This window comes from Vreelandella aquamarina, assembly GCF_900110265.1.
In the GTDB taxonomy this organism is placed as follows: domain Bacteria; phylum Pseudomonadota; class Gammaproteobacteria; order Pseudomonadales; family Halomonadaceae; genus Vreelandella; species Vreelandella aquamarina.
The window spans coordinates 1-20,076 of record NZ_FODB01000056.1 but is presented as its reverse complement, the minus strand read 5'-3'; the positions used below and the strand labels follow the sequence as shown (position 1 = coordinate 20,076).

Annotated in this window: 18 protein-coding genes and 1 tRNA gene; 9 read left to right on the top strand and 10 right to left on the bottom strand. The window is 58.0% G+C overall.

What is annotated here, in order from left to right:
• Position 1: 1 nt before the first annotated feature.
• Positions 2 to 77, bottom strand: a tRNA-Asn gene (locus BMY49_RS14080).
• A gap of 189 nt (positions 78 to 266) precedes the next feature.
• Between BMY49_RS14080 and miaB the strand changes: the two genes are divergently transcribed.
• From miaB to lnt, 5 genes are all read left to right on the top strand, one after another.
• Positions 267 to 1,610: a tRNA (N6-isopentenyl adenosine(37)-C2)-methylthiotransferase MiaB gene (miaB, locus tag BMY49_RS14075; protein WP_083024099.1), complete on the top strand. Its 1,344-nt coding sequence runs from the start codon at positions 267 to 269 to the stop codon at positions 1,608 to 1,610.
• Between the two features lie 86 nt (positions 1,611 to 1,696).
• Positions 1,697 to 2,782 (top strand): PhoH family protein, encoded by a 1,086-nt coding sequence (locus BMY49_RS14070; protein WP_044628234.1) that lies wholly within the window; start codon positions 1,697 to 1,699, stop codon positions 2,780 to 2,782.
• Positions 2,783 to 2,784: 2 nt separating this feature from the next.
• Positions 2,785 to 3,246: an rRNA maturation RNase YbeY gene (gene ybeY, locus BMY49_RS14065; protein WP_089675869.1), complete on the top strand. Its 462-nt coding sequence runs from the start codon at positions 2,785 to 2,787 to the stop codon at positions 3,244 to 3,246.
• Positions 3,247 to 3,413: 167 nt separating this feature from the next.
• Positions 3,414 to 4,298, top strand: a complete 885-nt coding sequence (locus BMY49_RS14060) for an HlyC/CorC family transporter (RefSeq protein ID WP_089675868.1) — start codon at positions 3,414 to 3,416, stop codon at positions 4,296 to 4,298.
• A gap of 48 nt (positions 4,299 to 4,346) precedes the next feature.
• Positions 4,347 to 5,804, top strand: a complete 1,458-nt coding sequence (gene lnt, locus BMY49_RS14055; RefSeq protein ID WP_089675867.1) for an apolipoprotein N-acyltransferase — start codon at positions 4,347 to 4,349, stop codon at positions 5,802 to 5,804.
• A 100-nt stretch (positions 5,805 to 5,904) separates the two neighbouring features.
• On the opposite strand, the gene phaC is transcribed toward lnt, so the two are convergent.
• The 5 genes from phaC to prmB all read right to left on the bottom strand — a co-directional run bounded on the left by phaC (position 5,905) and on the right by prmB (position 10,969).
• Entirely contained in the window at positions 5,905 to 7,755 is a 1,851-nt protein-coding gene (phaC, locus tag BMY49_RS14050) for a class I poly(R)-hydroxyalkanoic acid synthase (RefSeq protein ID WP_089675866.1), read from the bottom strand.
• Between the two features lie 105 nt (positions 7,756 to 7,860).
• Positions 7,861 to 8,271, bottom strand: coding sequence for a phasin family protein (locus BMY49_RS14045; RefSeq protein WP_044628239.1), 411 nt, complete (start codon positions 8,269 to 8,271; stop codon positions 7,861 to 7,863).
• A 195-nt stretch (positions 8,272 to 8,466) separates the two neighbouring features.
• Entirely contained in the window at positions 8,467 to 8,844 is a 378-nt protein-coding gene (locus BMY49_RS14040; protein WP_054640858.1) for a hypothetical protein, read from the bottom strand.
• 60 nt (positions 8,845 to 8,904) lie between these two features.
• Complete coding sequence (gene aroC, locus BMY49_RS14035; protein WP_044628241.1) at positions 8,905 to 9,996, bottom strand: chorismate synthase; 1,092 nt, start codon at positions 9,994 to 9,996, stop codon at positions 8,905 to 8,907.
• A 13-nt stretch (positions 9,997 to 10,009) separates the two neighbouring features.
• Positions 10,010 to 10,969, bottom strand: a complete 960-nt coding sequence (prmB, locus tag BMY49_RS14030) for a 50S ribosomal protein L3 N(5)-glutamine methyltransferase (protein ID WP_074210858.1) — start codon at positions 10,967 to 10,969, stop codon at positions 10,010 to 10,012.
• Between the two features lie 151 nt (positions 10,970 to 11,120).
• Between prmB and BMY49_RS14025 the strand changes: the two genes are divergently transcribed.
• Entirely contained in the window at positions 11,121 to 11,684 is a 564-nt protein-coding gene (locus BMY49_RS14025; protein WP_089675865.1) for a Smr/MutS family protein, read from the top strand.
• Between the two features lie 10 nt (positions 11,685 to 11,694).
• On the opposite strand, the gene BMY49_RS14020 is transcribed toward BMY49_RS14025, so the two are convergent.
• Entirely contained in the window at positions 11,695 to 12,744 is a 1,050-nt protein-coding gene (locus BMY49_RS14020; protein WP_244154976.1) for a patatin-like phospholipase family protein, read from the bottom strand.
• Positions 12,745 to 12,772: 28 nt separating this feature from the next.
• A complete protein-coding gene (locus tag BMY49_RS14015; RefSeq protein WP_089675870.1) occupies positions 12,773 to 13,663 on the bottom strand; it encodes an alpha/beta fold hydrolase in 891 nt (296 codons plus the stop codon).
• Positions 13,664 to 14,011: 348 nt separating this feature from the next.
• On the opposite strand from BMY49_RS14015, the gene BMY49_RS14010 reads away from it, so the two are divergent.
• Together BMY49_RS14010 and BMY49_RS14005 are read left to right on the top strand one after the other, a co-directional pair.
• On the top strand, positions 14,012 to 14,470 hold the full coding sequence (locus BMY49_RS14010) for a LexA family protein (RefSeq protein ID WP_089675864.1): 459 nt from the start codon (positions 14,012 to 14,014) through the stop codon (positions 14,468 to 14,470).
• The gene (locus tag BMY49_RS14005; RefSeq protein ID WP_089675863.1) at positions 14,467 to 15,852 is read left to right on the top strand and encodes a Y-family DNA polymerase; all 1,386 of its coding nucleotides are present in this window, start codon (positions 14,467 to 14,469) and stop codon (positions 15,850 to 15,852) included. The genes BMY49_RS14010 and BMY49_RS14005 overlap by 4 nt, the downstream gene beginning before the upstream one ends.
• Here BMY49_RS14005 and BMY49_RS14000 read toward each other — a convergent pair.
• Together BMY49_RS14000 and BMY49_RS13995 are read right to left on the bottom strand one after the other, a co-directional pair.
• Positions 15,775 to 17,238 (bottom strand): sodium-dependent transporter, encoded by a 1,464-nt coding sequence (locus BMY49_RS14000; protein ID WP_044628247.1) that lies wholly within the window; start codon positions 17,236 to 17,238, stop codon positions 15,775 to 15,777. The two genes, BMY49_RS14005 and BMY49_RS14000, sit on opposite strands and share 78 nt — an antisense overlap.
• Positions 17,239 to 17,301: 63 nt before the next feature.
• The gene (locus BMY49_RS13995) at positions 17,302 to 18,528 is read right to left on the bottom strand and encodes a YbfB/YjiJ family MFS transporter (RefSeq protein WP_089675862.1); all 1,227 of its coding nucleotides are present in this window, start codon (positions 18,526 to 18,528) and stop codon (positions 17,302 to 17,304) included.
• Between the two features lie 191 nt (positions 18,529 to 18,719).
• Between BMY49_RS13995 and BMY49_RS13990 the strand changes: the two genes are divergently transcribed.
• Positions 18,720 to 19,979, top strand: a complete 1,260-nt coding sequence (locus BMY49_RS13990; RefSeq protein ID WP_089675861.1) for a M20/M25/M40 family metallo-hydrolase — start codon at positions 18,720 to 18,722, stop codon at positions 19,977 to 19,979.
• Positions 19,980 to 20,076: the final 97 nt, after the last annotated feature.

Genomic DNA, 20,076 nt, shown 5'->3' with positions numbered 1-20,076 from the left:
TTGGCTCCTCGAGCAGGACTCGAACCTGCGACCCAATGATTAACAGTCATTTGCTCTACCAACTGAGCTATCGAGGAACTGCTCAAACACGGTGCGTAGTATACTGATTGAAACGCTCGGGTCAAGTATCGATTACGGGGGAATGCCTAGCCCCTGGTTTCGTGTATCCGTATAATGCAGGCATTCAACGGCCGCACCAATCGCTGCCCAACCGTTATTTCATTCATCCCTCGTCTCCCCCGACGACCCATAGATGACAGGTACCGATGGCGAAGAAGCTCTTCATCAAAACGCACGGCTGCCAAATGAACGAGTACGACTCCTCGCGTATGGCGGACCTACTCGGCGAATCTCACCAGCTGGAGCTAACCGATAACGAGAAGGAAGCAGATGTGATTCTGCTGAACACCTGCTCGATTCGTGAAAAAGCTCAGGATAAGGTCTACCACCAGTTAGGCCGCTGGAAAAAGCTCAAAGACGCCAATCCGGACCTTGTGATTGGCGTGGGCGGCTGCGTGGCCAGCCAAGAAGGTGAAGCGCTGCGTAAACGCGCTCCTTTCGTAGATATGATTTTTGGCCCGCAAACCCTGCACCGGGTGCCAAAGATGCTCGACGCCCGTGCCAATAATCAAATTGCGGCGGTGGATGTCACCTTCCCCGAAATCGAGAAGTTCGACCACCTGCCGCAACCCAAATCTGATGGTGCCACAGCGTTTGTGTCGATCATGGAAGGCTGCTCTAAGTACTGCACCTTCTGCGTGGTGCCCTACACTCGCGGTGAAGAAGTCTCCCGCCCGTTTGAAGCGGTGATGGATGAAGTCATGCACTTAGCCGACCAGGGCGTGCGTGAAATCAACCTGCTGGGCCAGAACGTGAACGCCTACCGAGGCGACAACGAAGACGGCGACGAGATTGACCTTGCCGAGCTAATCGCCTGCATCGCAGCGGTGGATGGCATCGACCGTATTCGCTTCACCACCTCTCACCCGGTGGAGTTTACGGATAGCTTGGTAGACGCCTATGCGGATATTCCTGAGCTGGTAAGCCACCTGCACCTGCCGGTACAGTCTGGCTCTGACCGTATTCTGAGCGCCATGAAGCGCGGCCACACGGCGGAAGAGTACATCGAGAAGATGGAGCGTATCCGCGCTAATCGCCCGGATATCAGTTTCTCCTCTGACTTTATTGTCGGCTTCCCCGGTGAAACAGAAGAGGATTTCGAGGCCACGATGGACCTGATCCACCGTATCGGTTTCGATCACTCGTTCAGCTTTGTTTACTCGGCGCGCCCCGGCACGCCCGCTTCAGGCTTGCCGGATGACACCCCTGAAAGCGTGAAGAAGCAGCGCTTGGCTATTCTGCAAGAGCGCATTCTTCAGCAGGCTGCGCAAATTAGCCGCCGCATGGTAGGCACTACTCAGCGTATCCTGGTGACCGGGTTTTCTCCGAAAGACCCCGGCCAGCTCTCTGGGCGTACCGAGAACAACCGCGTGGTGAACTTCCGCGCCGCTAACCCCACCGAGCTAATCGGCTACTTTGTCGATGTAGAGATCACCGAAGCGCTGCCCAATTCGCTGCGCGCTGAACTCGCCTCTGCCGAGCGTTATTGATCGCTTGCTTATCGTAGGTAATTGCCCCGGCACCGCCGGGGCAGTAAGCTGAGACTCACACACATCAACTAACGGGTTTCTTACTCTTGAGCCAGCCATCACCTCAGGCCAATCGCATTATCACCCTAAGCCTTGAACCCAATGACCCGCAGCGTCTCGCTAGCCTCTGCGGCCAACAGGACGAGCATCTAAAGCTGATTGAGAGCCGCCTGGATGTGACGTTACGCAACCGTGGCAACGTATTTCAGCTGGCCGGTGCCGCTAACCGTATTAAAGCGGCGGCTAACGTGCTGGAACACCTTTACCGTGAAACCGCCGCCGACGAGCTATCGGCGGATACCGTGCATCTGTTCCTCCAAGAATCCGGGCTTGAAGCCCTGGAAGAGGAAGACGATGGCGAAGGCGGTAGCGATGAAGTCATCATGCGCACGCCGCGCACTATGATTAAGCCACGCGGGCTGAATCAGCAACGCTACGTGCAGAGCATTCGCGAACACGATATCAACTTCGGCATTGGGCCAGCGGGTACCGGTAAAACCTACCTGGCCGTGGCCGCTGCGGTAGAAGCGCTCAATCAGCAAGAAGTGCGCCGCATTCTGCTGGTGCGCCCAGCGGTAGAAGCCGGTGAGAAACTCGGCTTCTTGCCGGGCGACCTTGCTCAAAAAATCGACCCCTACCTGCGCCCGCTGTACGACGCGCTGTATGAAATGATCGGTTTTGAGCAGGTGGCGAAGCTGATCGAGCGTCAGGTGATCGAGATTGCTCCGCTGGCCTATATGCGTGGCCGTACGCTGAACAACTCCTACATCATTCTGGATGAGAGCCAGAACACCACGCCGGAGCAGATGAAAATGTTCCTGACGCGGATTGGTTTTGGTTCCACCGCCGTGATTACCGGGGATATTACCCAGGTCGACTTACCGCGCGGGCAGCGTTCAGGCCTCTCGCAAGTGCTCGACGTGCTCAAAGATACGCCAGGAATCGGCGTGACCCACTTTGCCGCGAAAGATGTGGTGCGCCACCCGCTGGTTCAGCGCATCATTGAGGCTTACGACGAGTTTGAATCCGAGCAGGAAGTTCAAGAGCGCGCCCGCCGCGAAGCACGCCAGCAAGAGCGTGAAGCGCGTATGCAGGCGTTAGAGCGCAATAGCGAACGTTCGGGAGAAGCCTAACGATGAGCGACATCATAATCGACCGGCAAGCGGCGATTGATGAGCCACTGCTACCCTCGCTTGAACAGCTCACCCATTGGGTGGGCTGTGTCTTTTCTCGCCACCCGGATGATGACCGCCTAGAGCTCACCATTCGTTTTGTGGATGAAGAAGAGAGCCAGGCGCTTAATCGCGACTACCGGGAAAAAGATAAGCCCACCAACGTGCTCTCTTTCCCGTTTGAAAACCCACCCGGCATTACCCTGCCGCTGCTGGGCGACCTGATTATTTGCCATGCCGTAGTCGCCCGTGAAGCCGAAGAGCAGCAGAAGCCGCTGGCCCACCACTATGCCCACATAGTCGTACACGGCACCCTGCACCTGATGGGGTACGACCATATCGAAGAGCAGGAAGCCGAAGAGATGGAGCAGCTAGAACGCGAGCTGCTGGCCACCCTTAATATTCCTGATCCTTATCACGTGTAAGCTGCTACCTTGAGCCAAACGTACGTTTAGGGTGGTGTCTGCTGTCACTCAGTGATAAAACGGTCACTTGAAGCGTGGTCACCCATTCGTGACCGCTTCTCCGTACAATATTTTCCGAACTACCTTTTCCGTAACATTCTGTCCGTAACTGAGAGAGATTTGACGCAATGAGCGAAGACCGATCGAGCAACCCCAATCAAAAATCATGGCTCGAGAAACTCTTTGGCGCCCTTTCCGGAGACAATGACGAACCCAGCTCGCGAGACGAGCTGATGACGTTTTTACGCCACACCGCAGGGAAACTGAAGCTGGATCAAGACGCCATCATGATTATTGAGGGCGCGCTTGAGATCAGCGATCAGCAAGTGCGTGAAATCTTGATCCCACGCTCTCAGGTATCGGCGATTACCCTCGACCAAACGTGGGATGACTACCTACCGTTGATCCAAGAGACCGGCCATTCGCGCTACCCGGTGGTGGGCGAAAACCTGGACGACGTAAAGGGCATCCTGCTGGTCAAAGACCTGCTGCCGCTGCTGTCGCAATCGCAAGAGAGCCGCGATGCGTTCAAGCTGGAAGACGTGCTGCGCCCTGCCATGTTTATTCCTGAGTCAAAGCGTTTGAACACGCTGCTCAAAGAGTTCCGCGAAACCCATAACCATATGGCGATCGTGGTGGATGAGTACGGCGGCACAGCGGGCATCATCACCATTGAAGATATTCTTGAGCAGATTGTCGGGGATATCGAAGATGAGCATGATACCGATGAAGAGGACGATATCCGCACGCTGGAGAACGGCCACTTCGCGATTCGCGCCCTCACCCCGATTGAAGATTTTAACGAGCGCTTTGGCACCGAATTCTCTGATGACGAATTCGATACGGTGGGCGGCCTTGTGATGCAGCAGTTTGGTCATCTGCCAGGCCGAGGCGAGCACACCAGCTTAGGCGGCTGGCGGTTTGTGATTCTGAACGCCGATAACCGCCGGATACGTCTACTTGAGGCCTATCGCGATAGCGAACCTGCGGAAGACGAAAGCCAAGACGACTAGCCTGTCGCCCTCACCTTGCCTACCTCACACTGTTGATAGGATATCGTTATGGGGTTCACACCCACGTTGACGTTTCAGCTGCTAGCCGCCTTAGTGGCTGGCGGCTTTACCACGCTTACCGCTTCCCCGTTTGAGCTTTGGTGGCTTGGCCCTGTGGCCATTGGCCTGCTGTATGTCGGGCTGCATACCTTAAGCCCTGGCCAAGCCGCGTTAAAAGGCTGGCTGTATGGCGTGGCGCTGTTTGCTAGCGGCACCTCATGGGTTTACGTATCGATTCACGACTACGGCTACACCGGTGTGTCGCTCGCGGTCTTTTTAACCGCGCTGTTTGTGAGCGTGCTGGCGCTCTTCTTTGCGGGCACGTTCTGGCTCTACCGCCGCTTCATCGGCCCCCGCTGGGCGCTGCTCACCTTTGCTGGTGCGTGGGTGCTGGGCGAGGTGCTGCGCACTTACTTGTTCACCGGCTTTCCCTGGCTGTTGGTGGGGTCCAGCTACGTGGATTCTCCGCTGGCCAGTTGGGCACCCGTTGGAGGTGTGTACTTACTCTCGCTGCTGGTGGTGCTTACCGGCACGTTAGGGGCGGAACTGCTGCGCCGCCAGTGGTGGGCAGCGCTACCGCTGGCCGCTATCTGGCTAGCTCCTTTCGTACTGCCAAGCCAGTGGACAACGCCGGTAAGAGAACCCACTCGCGTCGCGCTGCTGCAGGGCAACCTGCCCCAGCTGTTAAAATGGACGCCTGAAGGCCAGCGCACCGCTGCGAATATTTACAGCGACTTAACCCGCGAAGTGGCGGATGAAGCGGATCTGATCTTATGGCCTGAAACCGCGCTACCCATGATTGATAGCCAAGCACGGCCAGTGCTTGAGCGCGTGCAGGCCAACCTGCCGCCAGAAGCCGCCCTGTTGACCGGCATCGTTCAGCTAGATGAGAATAACCGCTACTTTAACAGCGTGATTGGCGTAGGCGACGTGGAAGGCAGCTACCAGAAAGAGCACCTGGTGCCGTTTGGGGAGTACCTGCCGCTAGAGAGCCTGCTGCGCGGGACCATCGACTTCTTTGACCTGCCGATGTCCAGCTTTAGCAAAGGCGCATCGGAGCAGGTGCCGATGCAAGCAGCAGGAGTGGCGATCGGTAACGCCATTTGCTACGAAATCATCTACCCACAGCTCGTCGCACAGCGGGCCGCCGATAGCGGCGTGATCGTGACGGTTTCCAACGACACTTGGTTTGGTGCCTCCATTGGCCCGCACCAGCACCTGCAAATGGCCCGCCTGCGTGCGCTGGAAAATGGCCGCTACGTAGTTCGCGCTACCAGCAACGGCATCACCGCCATTATTAACCCTCGTGGCGAACTGGTAGACCGCGCCCCACAGTTTGAAACCACCTACCTCACGGGCGAGTTCTACGCCATGGAAGGGCTCACCCCGTTTACCCGCATGGGCAGCCTGCCCATCTGGCTACTCGCTGGGCTGTTCCTGCTGCCGGGGTTTGTGCGTCGGCGTTGATGTCAACAGCACCTCGGCCATGAAAAAGCCCCCTGCCACATTCGTGGCAGGGGGCTTCGTTTTAGGCGGCTTCTTAAAAAGCCGTCTGCTAAGCGCCGGATTAAGTGCTGCTGGGGATTTCCCCTAGCACCTCGGGAATCGTCATCCGCACATAGCGGCCCGGCGCGGGTTCGATCACTGTTAGCTCCCCTTCCCCTGGCTGGCGGGCAGGTACCAGTTTCTTCGGGTCTGCATCCACGTAGCCGTTGTCGGTCATCCAGGCTTGCCAATGGGGCCACCAGGAGCCTTCGTTAAACGTAGCGCCTTCCATCCACTCCTCGTGGGTCTCGGGCAGCGTGTCGTTGGTCCAGTAGCCGTACTTGTTTTTATGGGGCGGGTTCACGATACCGGCAATATGCCCAGAGCCGCCCAGCACGAAGGTTACCGGGCCTTTGGGTAGCAGCGCACCGTAGTAGGTACTGTTCCACTTGGCGATATGGTCTTCTTTGGTGGAGACAAAGTAGCTGGGGGTTGAGACTTTGCGCAGGTCGATTTTGACCCCGTCTAGCTCGATGCCACCGGGCTCTACCAAGCGGTTTTCCAGATACATATGGCGCAGGTACCAAGCGTGGGTGCCTGCCGTCAGGTTGGTGCCATCAGTATTCCAGTAGAGCAAATCGAAGGCGGCGGGAGTCTCGCCCTTCAGGTAGTTATTGATATAGAACGACCAGAACAGATCATTTTCCCGCAGCAGGTTGAAGGTGTAGGCCATGGAGCGGCCATCCAGGTAGCCCTTCATCTGCATGGTTTGCTCAATACCCTGCACCACGCGCTCGTTCAGGAACACGCCGATATCGCCCGGATCTCGGAAGTCCTGCAGCGTGGCCATGTAAGTGACCGACTTCACCTTGCGGCCACGGCGGGTGCTGGTGAGATACGCCACGGTGGAGGCGGTCAGCGTGCCGCCTACGCAGTAGCTCAGCAGGTTGACTGACTTCTCGCCGCAGGCCTGCTCAATCGCTTCCATCGCACTGATGGGGCCCATCTGCATATAGTCGGCCCAGGTAATATCGCGCTGTTCGGGGCCAGGGTTACGCCAGGAGATCAGAAATACCGTGTGGCCTTGATCCACCAACCACTTCACCAGCGAGTTATCTTGCCGCAGGTCCAGAATGTAGTACTTATTGATCCAGGGCGGCACAATCAGCAGCGGCGTTTTAAAGGTGTTTTCGGTGGTTGGCGTGTACTGAATCAGCTGAATCAGTTCGTTTTCATACACCACAGAGCCAGGCGTTACCGCAATGTTCTCGCCCACGCCAAAGGCGCTGCGGTCGGTCATGCGTACGTTGATGCCTTCCGCTGAGTTGGCTAAATCTTCCCGTAGCCGAGTGAGGCCATCGACGAGATTCTGCCCCTTGGTTTCCAGGGTGCGGCGCATCACTTCTGGGTTGGTGGAGACGAAGTTGGTAGGCGACATCGCATTCACCAACTGGCGCGCGTAGAACGTTAAGTTGCGCTTGAGGGTAGGGTCTACATCCAGGTCGTTAATCAGCTCTTCGACCATCTGCGAAAACAGCAAATACTGCTGCATGATCGCCATGTAGTAGGGGTCTGTAGTCCAGGCCTCATCTTTAAAACGGCGGTCGTTCTTGGGCGGCGTTATCAAGGGTGCCACCTGCTCACCGGCCATGGTGCGTACACCCTGCTGCCACAGCAACCACTGGTCTTGCATCAAGCGCGACTGGGTTTGCCACAGCAAATTCGGGTTACTCATCAGCGAACGAGCAGCGGCTTCAAAGCTTTCGCGCATGTCGCTATAAACGGAGTCAGCGGCTTCGCTGGGCGCCATACGTGACAGCAGGTCCTCTAGCAGACCTTTGTACTGTTCACTTATGTCGTCAAGCTGTGCCTTCCATGCCTCCATATCTTGCTGGGACAACGGTTGAGACGGCATTTTCCACCCTGACTGCATACGACTTTCCCCCTCACCAACTGAGCAATGGTTGCCCTGGCAACACGCTTAAGAACGCTGTAAAAGAACGCGGCGCCTCAAAGGCGCCGCGGACACTACTGACGATTAGCTTTTACGAGACGACTGGCTTGAGGCCTTCGCGGGCTGTTCACCCTTGGCTGTAGCGCTCACTTGTTCGCTCATTTTTTGTCCGGCTTCGCTAAACAGCTTTTCCATTTCAGATTTGAACTGCAGGCTCATCTCGCTCATCACCCGCGCGTCTTCCTGCATCTGCTGAGAAAGCTCGTTCATCATTTCCGCTTGCTTGGTACCGAAATCGCGCAGGCTCTCGGCATCATTAATTTCTGTCGCGCTGCGGATGCGCTCGGTGCCCATCTGACTGTAGCGTTTCATCGCTTCCAGCTGGTACTGGGTCATTTTTTCCATGTTATTGAGCATCAGCGAGTTCATCTTGCGCATCGGCTCAAACATCTGGCGAGTTTGGGCGTTAAAGGCGTCCATCATTTTGTCTTGCATTGTGGTTGCTCCTGTCTCTCATTCCTTGGCATGAGCCTGGAGTGGCTCATCACATCGCAAATTGCTGCACTGCAAAAAGAGTAATGCTTAGCATGCTGCTTTGCAACAAGGAGCTTCCTACGGCCCCTCTGCATACCCTACAGCCGCCTCTGACTCAGCCTCACAGTGCCACGTATTTGATAGCGCCTTTATCGCCTACTCTTTGGCGCGAGAGCGAGAAGAGGCCGTGGCTTTCGCCTTGGTGCTTTTCTCGTTTGCCGCTGACGATGGTTCGCTATCTTGGGTGCCGTTACTGGCACCACCCGTATGGGCACTACCGGCCTGACGCAGCATATCCAGCATCATTTGCTGATAGGTGCCAAAGTTAGCAAGCCCCTGTGAAAGCCCCTGCTGCATCATGGGTTGCTGCAGGAAAGGGCGCATTAAGCTCATGGGGTCATAACCTTCTACCCCTGATTCCATCTGCCGCTGAATATTATCCAGCAGGCTCTGCTGGAACGCCTCTACATCCGGCAACCCTAGCGACTGCCGAAACTCAGCCGGCGTCAGGTCAAACTCAACGTTAATTTTCATAGGCGACTCCTTAACCGTCTTCCTTGAGTGTAGCAGCGAACCACTCAGCACACCTTGGCGTTATCGCTGACCTAATCGCGGTGTATCAACGCTAACATCAGCGTTTTGGCCCCGGTGGCGCAGCCAATGATCCAACAGCGTAATCGCCATCATGGCTTCGGCAATGGGCGTCGCTCGAATGCCCACACAAGGGTCGTGACGCCCTTTGGTAATCACTTCGACTGGTTCACCATGGACATCAATGGAGCGGCCCGGCGTGGTAATGCTGGAGGTAGGTTTCAGTGCCAACCGAGCCACAATGGGCTGCCCGCTGGAAATACCACCCAGCACGCCGCCCGCGTGGTTGGAGAGAAAGCCTTCCGGCGTCATCTCGTCGCGGTGTTCACTGCCGCGCTGGGCAATACAGCCAAAGCCCGCGCCAATCTCGATCCCTTTTACCGCATTAATGCTCATCAAACCGTGCGCTAGATCAGCATCTAGACGGTCGAAGACTGGCTCGCCCAGGCCCACGGGTACGCCATCGGCAATTACGGTAATTTCCGCGCCCACGGAGTCTTGGTCCCGTCGCAGTTGATCCATGTAGCTTTCCAGCTCGGCTACTTTATCGGGGTCGGGGCAGAAGAAGGCGTTCTGGTCGACGGCTTCCCAGGTTTTGAAGTCGATCTTGATCGGGCCAAGCTGGCTCATATAGCCGCGAATTTGAATGCCCTGTGCCGCCAGCACCTTTTTGGCAATGGCACCCGCCGCCACGCGCATGGCGGTTTCGCGGGCGCTGGAACGGCCGCCACCCCGGTAGTCCCGGTGGCCATACTTGTGGTGGTAGGTGTAGTCCGCGTGGGCGGGGCGGAACTGGTCTTTGATCTTAGAGTAATCTTTCGAGCGCTGGTCGGTATTCTCAATCAATAAGCCAATCGAGGTGCCAGTGGTTTTGCCTTCAAACACGCCGGAAAGAATGCGCACCTGATCCGGCTCTTTGCGCTGGGTGGTGTGGCGCGAGCTGCCGGGGCGGCGACGGTCTAAATCGCCCTGCAGGTCCTCTTCGCTAATCGCAATGCCAGGAGGGCAACCATCCACAATGGCCCCTAATGCGGGGCCGTGGCTTTCGCCAAAAGTGGTGACGGTAAACAGTTTGCCAAACGTATTGCCAGACATGGGCGTTAATTCCTCACGCAAAAGACGCCGCATGGGCGTCGAGTTCAGCGGCGCTCAGGGCAAACACGCCCTGGCCGCCACGCTCGAATTCAAGCCAGATAAAGGGCACCTCGGGGAAGGCAGCCTCCACATGGCGGTCAGAGTTGCCAACTTCAACAATCAGCCAGCCCTCTGAAGTTAGGTGCTCGCGGGCCTCGCGCAGAATACGCCGCACGACATCAAGACCGTCGCTGCCCGCGCCCAGCGCCAGGGCTGGCTCATGGCGAAATTCGGCGGGCATCGTGGCTAAGTCGCGCTCATCCACATAGGGCGGGTTGGAAACGATCAGGTCAAAGCGCTGCCCTTCCAGGCCGTTGAACACGTCCGATTCCACGGCGCGCACGCGGTCGCCGACATCGTGGCGGGTAATATTCTGCCGTGCCACGGCCAAGGCATCCTGGCTGATATCCGCCAGGGCCACTTCGCAGGTCGGCAGCACCAGCGCCGTGGCGATGCCAATGCAGCCGGAGCCGGTGCATAAATCCAGCACGCGGGCGGGTGGTTCTTCTGGAAACCAGGCCGCAAAGCCATCTTCGATCAGCTCGGCAATCGGCGAGCGGGGAATCAGCACGCGCTCATCCACGTTAAACGGGTAGCCTGCAAAGAAGGCCTCTCCCAGTAGATAAGGCAACGGGCGGCGCGTGGTGACACGCTCCCGGGCTAAGCGAATAATCCGCTCGCGCTCAACTGGCAGCAGCCGCGCATCCAACACGGCGGGGTCGACGTTCCAAGGCAGGTGCAGCGCGCCTAAGCAGAGCGCGACCGCCTCATCCCAGGGTGACTGCGTGCCGTGCCCATAGTGCAACCCCGCCAGATAGAACTCGCTGGATACCCAGCGCAAATAGTCCCGCAGTGTGTAAAGATCGCTTATCAGCGCCGTATCAGGCAGTGATAGCGTTGAGGGGGAGGACTCATCAGAGAGGTGCGTGGTCACAAGGGCTCCTGGCGTCAAAAGTTCGTTGGGGGATTGTACCTTTGACGCTGCCCGGTTCACAGCAGCGCCAAGCTCGCTATACTGTCTCGCCTTAGCGTTTTTTTATCCACCGCCCCTTTTTTCACCACTACTTAGTTGATTCGAGCCGACCATGACGCGACACCTGCCCAACGATGACGATATCAGTGCCTTTCGCCAAGCGCTGCAGGCGGCAGGCGTACGCCGTATTGCCACCAACCAAGCCGACCCCGGTAAGCCCAAACGCCAGTCAGACACCAGCGAAGCGCGCCGCCGAGCGGCGGTAGAGAGCAATACACTGCAAACCAGCGGGCGCACGTCTGATGGTCGGGTGGAAGCCGTACGGCCATCAGAGTATTTAGAGTTCAGCGTGCCCGACCTGCCCTGGCGCACGTTTAGCCAATTGAAGCGCGGCCAAATGGCCTGGCAGGCAGGGCTAGACCTTCACGGCTATACCCTGGAAGAGGCGCGGGTAGAGCTAGAGAGCTTTCTTCGCGATGCCGCAGGCCAAGGGCTGCGCTGTGTGCTGGTGGTGCATGGCAAAGCCTGGGGCACCACCTCTGATTTCCCGGTACTGAAAAGCCACACCAATGCGTGGCTGCGCGAGTGGCCCGGCGTGCTGGCGTTCTGCTCTGCCACGGATATCGATGGCGGCACCGGGGCGATGTATATTTTGCTGCGCAAACGCGGGCAGTAATTCATGTTGTTTATTTAGTAGCGTCAGAGGCAATGCTAGGCATGCGCCGCTCCAAGGCTTCATCGGCCAAGTGGCGGCCTAAGCGGATGAGCTCCTTCGCCCGGTGAAACTCGTAGGTGCTGCATACCGTTTTAGGAATTTCGATCAGCACGTCCGGTGGGTAGCCAGCCACCTTGTACTTCGCTAGCGCTGCCTGGGTAATATCAAACGATTCCAGAATCATATCCAGCTTGCCCCACTCGCGCTTGCCGCGCAGGTCTACTGTTTCATCGTCGTCGCTCTCTTCACTGCTGCCGCCTAGGCCACCCCATAGCCGCCGCGTGGTCGCGCGCACCTCCTCCATCCAGCCGCCAATATTGGCGTCGCGGTCCCGCTCCAGGGCGGTGCGGCTGTCGCTACTCTCTTCTTGTGGCAGCAGCTCCTCCAGCGTGACCGACTGCGGGCTGTGAGCGGTGACGTTCACCGCCACCACGAAATCCGCCTCATGGGCAGCCAACACTGGCATCATTGGCAGCGGGTTGAGTAACCCGCCATCCACCAGCACCTGTTCGCCAATGTGCACGGGGGTAATCACCCCTGGCACCGCAATCGAGGCTCGAATGGCGCGTAGCAGCGGGCCGTTTTGAAACCATACTTCCCGCTGGCGCACGAGGTCGGTGGCCACGGTGGTCACTGGAATGGGCAGGTCTTCAATCAGCCGGTCGCCCACTAGCTCCTCCAGCTTGCTCATCACTTTGTTGGCACGCATCGCCCCCATGGGGCTCCAGGTCACATCGACCAGCTTGAGCACGTCCAAGTAATCAAGGTTACACACCCACTCCCGGTACTCCGGCAGCTTGGCCGAGGCGTAAATGCCGCCGATCAGCGCTCCCATGGAGCATCCGGCAATCGAAATAATCTCGAAACCACGCGCCTCCAGCGCTTCAATCACGCCAATATGCGCATAGCCTCTGGCGCCGCCGCTACCGAGCACCAGCGCTACTTTATTGCCACCGCCCGGCGTCCTCCCCGTTAATTGGCTGACCACGTTCTGCCCCTCCTTTGTGGCATGACGTCTCATACGCACGCGCTTTTCTTTTGATGCGGCGTTAACTGGCCGTGCAGCCTTCTAAGCAAATCACCTCGGCCACACGCTCAACGGCCTGTGGTTCCAAATGCAGATGGTGGCCACCTGCCAGCACGTGCCGGGTGAGTCGCGGCACCGCCTGCCTTGTTTGGGCTGCCCAGGCGCGCTCGCCCAAAATCCCTTGCTCTCCTTCTATTAATAGCACGGGGGCTTGGATCTCAGCCAAAACGGCCAGCACCTGCTGCGGTGTAAAGCGCACCAGCGAGGGCTTGAGCAGGCGGCTATCGGTACGCATTTGTACTTTGCCATCGGCGGTGGCCTGGGTGTTGCGATCGACCAGCGGCGTGGCGGTGATGCTATCTAGTGGCGTGACGCCCCCCGCCACGCGCGCCGCCACGGCGCTCTCAATATCCGGGTAACGAGGCGCGCGGGAAGGCGGGCGCCGATGAGCGATTAAGCCTTTGCGCAGTTGGCCTGCCGTCTCTTCAGCAGGTGTATTCAGCGCGCCTAAGCCGTCGATCAGAATTAAGCGGGCGACTTTTTCCGGTAACGCCGCGGCCAGCAGGCAAGAGACCGCCGCCCCCATGGAGTGAGCAAGCAGCGTGGCTTGTTCAAGGCCCAACGCCTCCATGGCATCCAGCACATCATGGGTGTAATCCCATAGCGCGTAGTCGTTGCCAGCGGGGGCATGAGCGGAGTGCCCGTGGCCACGAAAATCAATCGCTACAATCCGAATGCCCAGTGCGCTCACCAAACGCGGGGCCAAGCGTGTAAAGCTGGCCGCGTTATCCAGCCAGCCATGTAGCGCCAGCCAGGTGGGCGCATCTTGCCGCCCCCAGCTCAGCGCTGCTAGCCGTCCATTGGCCAACGAAAGCGGTTGAGGAGCCGTGCCTACTCGGGAAGCGTCGTTCATAAAAGTGGGTCTCACTGCGAAAATCTGGCGCGTCAGGTGACGCTCGTAAATGTGAACATTACGATGCACATAGTATGGTGCAAACGTTACCATGCTCGACGCAGCGCTTGTGCTGCTTTTACACGGCCATGGGCCACGACGCCGTTAATTTTTGATGGAGATTGCCATGAAACCTCGCCGCGATACCCGCGTTCGCAACCTTGTGTTCTTTATTACCGTCGTGAGCGCCCTAGTCGTGGGGCTATGGTTAGCCCGCTGAGGGCAGTGCTTGCAATTTCTCCCCCATGAATAAATACTGTTTAAATACACTGTACATAAACACACCATTTATTCATGAGGATGCCGACGATGCCGTCTCAACCCATCCATTTTGCAACAACCGTGGTTGCGACAGCCTTGCCGTTAACTTCTCAGCCGCTGCCTTTTCCTCTGCTCACAGGCCGTGCAGGCTTTAGCGGCTTTCCCTCTCCTGCCCAAGATTACGAGCCGCGCACTCTCGACCTCAATGCGCGGCTGATCAAGCACCCTACCCAAACGTTTTACCTCACCGCGACAGGGGACAGCATGGAGGGTTGGGGCATCTTTGACGGTGATTTACTGGTCGTCGACCGCAGCGTCACGCCGCGCCTAGGGCATATTTTGGTCACCATGCTGGATGAAGAAGTGCTGATCAAACGCTATGCGCTGCATCGCGGCACGCCGCACCTCTGCTCGGCCCATCCCCACTATCCGCCGCTGCCCCTGGAAGGTACCGACTGCCAGCTATGGGGCGTGGTGCGCGCGGTGATTCACGAGTATCTGCCGTGATCGGGCTGGTGGATGCCAATAATTTTTATGTCTCCTGTGAGCGGGTGTTCAATCCGGCGTTGGAAGGCAAACCCGTTGGTGTGATGTCGAATAACGACGGCTGCGTGATTGCCCGCTCAGCAGAGATGAAAGCCATGGAGATCTCCATGGGCACGCCCGCATACCAGTTAGAGGGGCTACGCCGCCGCGGGGTAATCCACCTGCTCTCTTCTAACTACGAGCTGTACGGCGATATGTCAGCGAGGCTTGCCCAGCTGCTGCGCGATACGTGCCCCGAAGTGGCCCCCTACTCGATCGATGAGATGTTTATTTATCTGGATGGCCTCAGTGACACCCAGTGCCAAGCGCTGGGCACAGCACTGCGCCGCCGCATTCGTCGCTATTTGGGGCTTCCGGTGTGTATCGGGCTGGCCCCTACGCATACACTGGCGAAGCTCGCCAATCACCTAGCCAAAAAACAGCCTCACTACGCAGGAGTGTGTTTACTCCACGGTGAAAGCGCTACCACCCAAGCAGTGCTGAAACAGCTGCCGGTAAGCGATGTGTGGGGAGTAGGCAGGCGTCTTGCCGAACGACTAGCGGTCAGCGGCATTCGTACCGCCTGGGATGTGCGGGAGCACGACCCCAAACGGCTACGCAAATGCTTCTCGGTGGTTCTAGCCCGCACCGCCTTAGAGCTGCGCGGTACGCCCTGCCTAGAGTTGAATGCCGTTGAGCAACCCCGCCAGCGTATCATGACCTCACGCTCGTTTGGTAAAACCACCGGCGTAAAAGAGGAGCTTCACGCAGCACTGCGCCGCCACGCCCAGCGCAGTGCCGAAAAATTGCGCCAGCAAGGCAGCCTTGCCCGCGCCGTCCTGCTGTTTTTAAACACCAACCGCCACCGCAAGGACCAGCCCCAGCTGTCGCCTAGCGCGATGATTCCGCTTGAAGCGCCCACCGACGATACTCGCGTCATTCTGGAAGCCGTTCGCGAAGGGCTCGACCAGATGTATCGCCCTGGCTTTCAGTTTATGAAGGCAGGCGTGATGCTGCTGGACTTGGTGGATGCACAGCAGTATCAGCTCTCTCTGCTACAGCCAACCACCAAGGCGCACCCTCACTTGATGAAGGCGGTAGACGAGATTAATCAGAAAATGGGACAAGGCACGCTGCGCTTTGGGATGACTGACGCCGACGCGCCTTGGCAGCTGCGCTGTGAGCACCGCTCAAGACGCTACACCACCTGTTGGGATGAGTTAATGGAGGCAGGCACTCACCCTGGCGCGATTGCCGCCGCCAGGGTGAAGCGTGAACAGCAGCGCTTAGCGGGCGGAAAGCGCTTGGCGAAGGCGCGGGCTAATGGCTTCGCCCACCACTGCCACCAGGACCAGCAGCGCTAGCAGCACCGGCCAGTGGGCAGCAAAAGAGACTTGGTACAGGCCAAGGGCATCGACAAAAATCACCAAAATACCCAGCGGACTCACGTAGCGCACCATGGCCAGCCACAGCGTATAGGGCAGCGGCGCCAGCCCCAGCTCGTCGCGGAAGGTTTCGCTTTTCAGCACAAAACCGGCCAGTAGTACCATGCCCAGGCCACCCAGCGGCATCATCCAACGGGAGGTGAGGTAGTCCAGCCAATCAAAGAAGTTCTTGCCTGCCAGCGTCCAATCAGCGCCCAGGTTGAACGACAGCATCGCCAGCGTGCTGATCAGCCACAGCACAATACCGGTGGCCCACGAGGCGGATTTACGGCTCATGCCTTTGTTATCGCACAACCAAGAGACCGTTGCTTCCACCATGGAAATTGAGGAGGTTAGTGCGGCCATGGAGAGCATTAAGAAGAACAGCGCTCCGAACAGCGTGCCCAGCGGCATCGCCTGGAACGCTAACGGCAGGCTCATAAACAGTAACCCTGGGCCTTCACCGGGGTCCATGCCGTTGGCAAAAATCACTGGAAAAATTGCTAACCCTGCCATCAGTGCTACCACAGTATCCGCCACGGCCACGCTCAGCGTCGTGCGGCCAATGGAGGCATCTTTAGGCAAGTAGCTGCCGTAAGTCAGGATGGCACCCGACGCCAATGAGAGCGTAAAGAAAGCGTGGCCCAAGGCCGCCAACATCCCTTCACTAGAGAGGCTGCCCGCCTTAAAAGAGAACAGGAAATCAACCGCGTCGCCGAAACCGCCGGAAAACATGCCGAATCCAATCAGCAACACCAGCATGAGCACCAGCCCCGGCATCATCCAGCTAACGCTTTTCTCGATGCCTTCCTGAACGCCTTTACCGACAATGATCATGGTCAGCAGCGTGACCAGGGTACTCCAGCCACCCAGCGTGATGGGGTTAGCGTTATTGGCACCAAACACGGCCGCCATCTCGTCCACACTGGTGCCCGCCAAGCCGCCGGTGAGCATTTTCCATAAATAGGAGAAGGACCAGCCGGCCACCACGACGTAAAACGATAGCACCATAAAGCCACACAGCATGGCCATCCAGCCAATCAGCGACCACATAGAGGAGCGGCCAGACTCATTCACTACACGGCGAATAGCATCAATGGGGCTACCACGCCCCCGGCGACCAAACGCAATTTCGGTCATCATTACCGGTACGCCCACCGCTAAGATGCACGCTAAATAGACCAGTACGAAGGCACCGCCGCCATACTCCCCTGTGATATAAGGGAATTTCCAAATATTGCCTAGCCCCACCGCCGAACCGGTGGCTGCCAACATAAAGCCCCAGCGGCCTAGCCACTGAATACGCGGTTGTCCAGAAGACGCCATGCCCTTCTACCCTGTCAGAAAAAAGCACCTATCCTAGTGGATTTTGCTGCGAAAGCCCACGTATCACGGCTTGGCATAGCTTGCTTTTGCCTCGGCATCTAGCCGCTGGGCGGTTTGATCCACTCTGCGCAACCACGCCAACAGCAGCGCCCCGGCCCCTACAAAGCCACCAGCCAGCCATAGGCCCACATAATAATGACCAGAGGCTTCCGCGAGCATACCGGTGAGCGCAGGGGCCACAATCTGCGCTGCGCCGTAGGCCAACGTCATTTGTCCCATCAAGCGGGCGGGGCTGGCAGGGTACAGCCTACCCGCCATGGTCAGCACTAAACTGACGCAACCCAGGAACGTGCCGCCGTAGAGCACTGCGCTAATCAACACGCCCGGTAACGTTGGGCTGATCGCAGGCAGCACAATGCCTACTACCTGCACCAGCATGGCCACAATCAGCGCGCCTAAGTAACCAATCCGCCGCGCGATTAAATCCCACAGCATCACGGCGGGGGCTGCGGCCAGCCCCACCAACGCAAAGGCCCAGTTCCCGGCCCCGGCCAGCAGCGGTTCGCGCTCCACAATCGCGACCAAAAACGTTGCGCTGATCACATAGCCATAGCCCGCACAAAAGTAGGCGGGCAGCATAAGACGCATAAAGGTGCGGCTAGGCGGCGTTGCAGGTGCTTGATGACTGGCAGCGCTGCCTACCACCGGTTTTACCGGGCGCGGTAACCAGCGCCAGGCAGGCACCAGCAGCACCGCCCCCAACGCGCTAAAGCCCCACCACTGGGCTTGCCAGTTCATTGCCAGCGCCAGCATCAATTCTACGGCTAAAGCCGCCACCACAATGCCAATGCCGACACCTGCAAAGTGGATGCCCAGCTCGCCCCGCTGACGGTGCTGAATCAGCCAGTGCAAAATCAGCCCTGACGCCAACAGCATCGAGCCACTGCTGGAAAGCCCCGCCAAAAAGCGCAGCCCCGCCCATACCCAAAAGTGTTCGGTCAGCGCCATACCGGCGGTGGTTAATACGGCCAGCACTAAGCCAATGCGAAACAGCGTGTCTTTGAGATAAATCGTGCGAATAGAGGCCGCCAGCACCGCTCCTAGCATATAGCCTGCGTAGTTCAACGCCGCTAGCCAGCCGCCATCGGCGTCGCTAACCCAGCTCTGTTGCTGCATCACCGGCAGTAGCGGCGTATAGGCAAACCGCGCAATGCCGATACATAAAATTTGGCTAAATACCCCCGCCAACAGCACTTTAAAGCGCTGGGCCTGAACGCTTGCAGTAGGCATGGACACTCCCTCGTCGTCACTATTTTTGTTGTGGTAGTGTGGCTTCAATGGATAGCCAGCTATCTTCCATCATACGCGGAAACCAGCGCCGTACTATCGGCTAAACGTGGCATGTGGAAGCAGCGCATTAGTGCTCGGAATCTGGCAGACTAACTCTCACGTTTCACCACCGTCATAAGCGAGTAAGCACGATGAGCGATACTGCAAAACCCTGGACGCAACCGATGCCCGACGCGCAGTTCAAACTGATGCGCGATATTTTGGCGGCCCCCAGCCCTGTTGGCCTGGAAGGCGCGATGACCTACGGCGTGCTGAAGCCCTACTTCGAGAGCTTCGCTCCCAGCGACTGGCATTTGCACCAGTTTAAAGGCAATGCGGGCGTGGTGCTGGATACCCACCCAGGCCGCGATGATATGTTCAAGCTGATGATCATCGGCCATGCGGACAAAATCCGCATGCAGGTTCGCTCGATTGGTGAAGATGGCAAGATTTGGATCAACACCGACTCCTTCCTGCCCGGCGTATTGATCGGCCATGAAGTCACGCTGTTCAGCGAAGACCCGGAAGCCCCCGGCAGCTACCGCAGCATTAAAGGCGGCACGGTGGAAGCGCTGGGTGCTATCCACTTTTCTGACCCCGCCCAGCGCGATGGCAGCAAAGGCATTAAGAAAGAGCAGATCTATCTCGATCTGCAGATTCACGGCGAGAACAAGAAGCAGCAGGTGCTGAACCTGGGCGTGCGGCCGGGCGATTCGATTATCTTCAACCGCCCCATTCGCCCTGGCTTTAGCCCGAACACCTTCTACGGCGCGTATCTGGATAACGGCCTGGGATGCTTTGTGACGGCGGAAGTCGCACGCTTGATCGCCGAAGCAGGCGGTACCGAAAAAGTGCGGGTGATGTTTGCCATTGCCAGCTACGAAGAGATTGGCCGCTTCGGCAGCCGCGTGCTGGCCGGTGAACTCAAGCCAGATGCGCTGATTGGCGTGGATGTAAATCACGACTACGTCGCCGCCCCTGGCATTGGCGACAAGCGCATGCAATCGCTGGAGATGGGCAAAGGCTTTACGCTGTCGGTGGGTTCTATTGCCAGCGAGCAGCTCAACCGCATCATCGCCAGCGCCGCGAAAACGCAGGACATCCCCATGCAGCGAGACATTGTGGGTGTAGATACCGGCACCGACGGCATGGCGGGCGTGCTGGCCTCCATCGACAGCGCGGCCACCTCCATGGGCTTCCCGATCCGCAACATGCACACCATTTCGGAAACCGGCAATACTCAGGACGTGCTGGCCGCTATTCATGCGCTGCACCACACCATTCAAGCGCTGGATGCCATGCCGGATCTCAAACGGGAGTTCTTGGATAACCACCCCCGTTTAGACCAAGCCAGCCCACTTGCCCACCAAGGCAGCACCAAGCCCGAAAGCGACGAAGAAGCCTCCGCTTAAACGGATCGAGTAGACATCATGGATTGACCTGCCCCTCCTCAACGTCGTGGATTACGTTGAGGTAGGGACCAAAATGCAGAGCCACTATTGAGGGAGG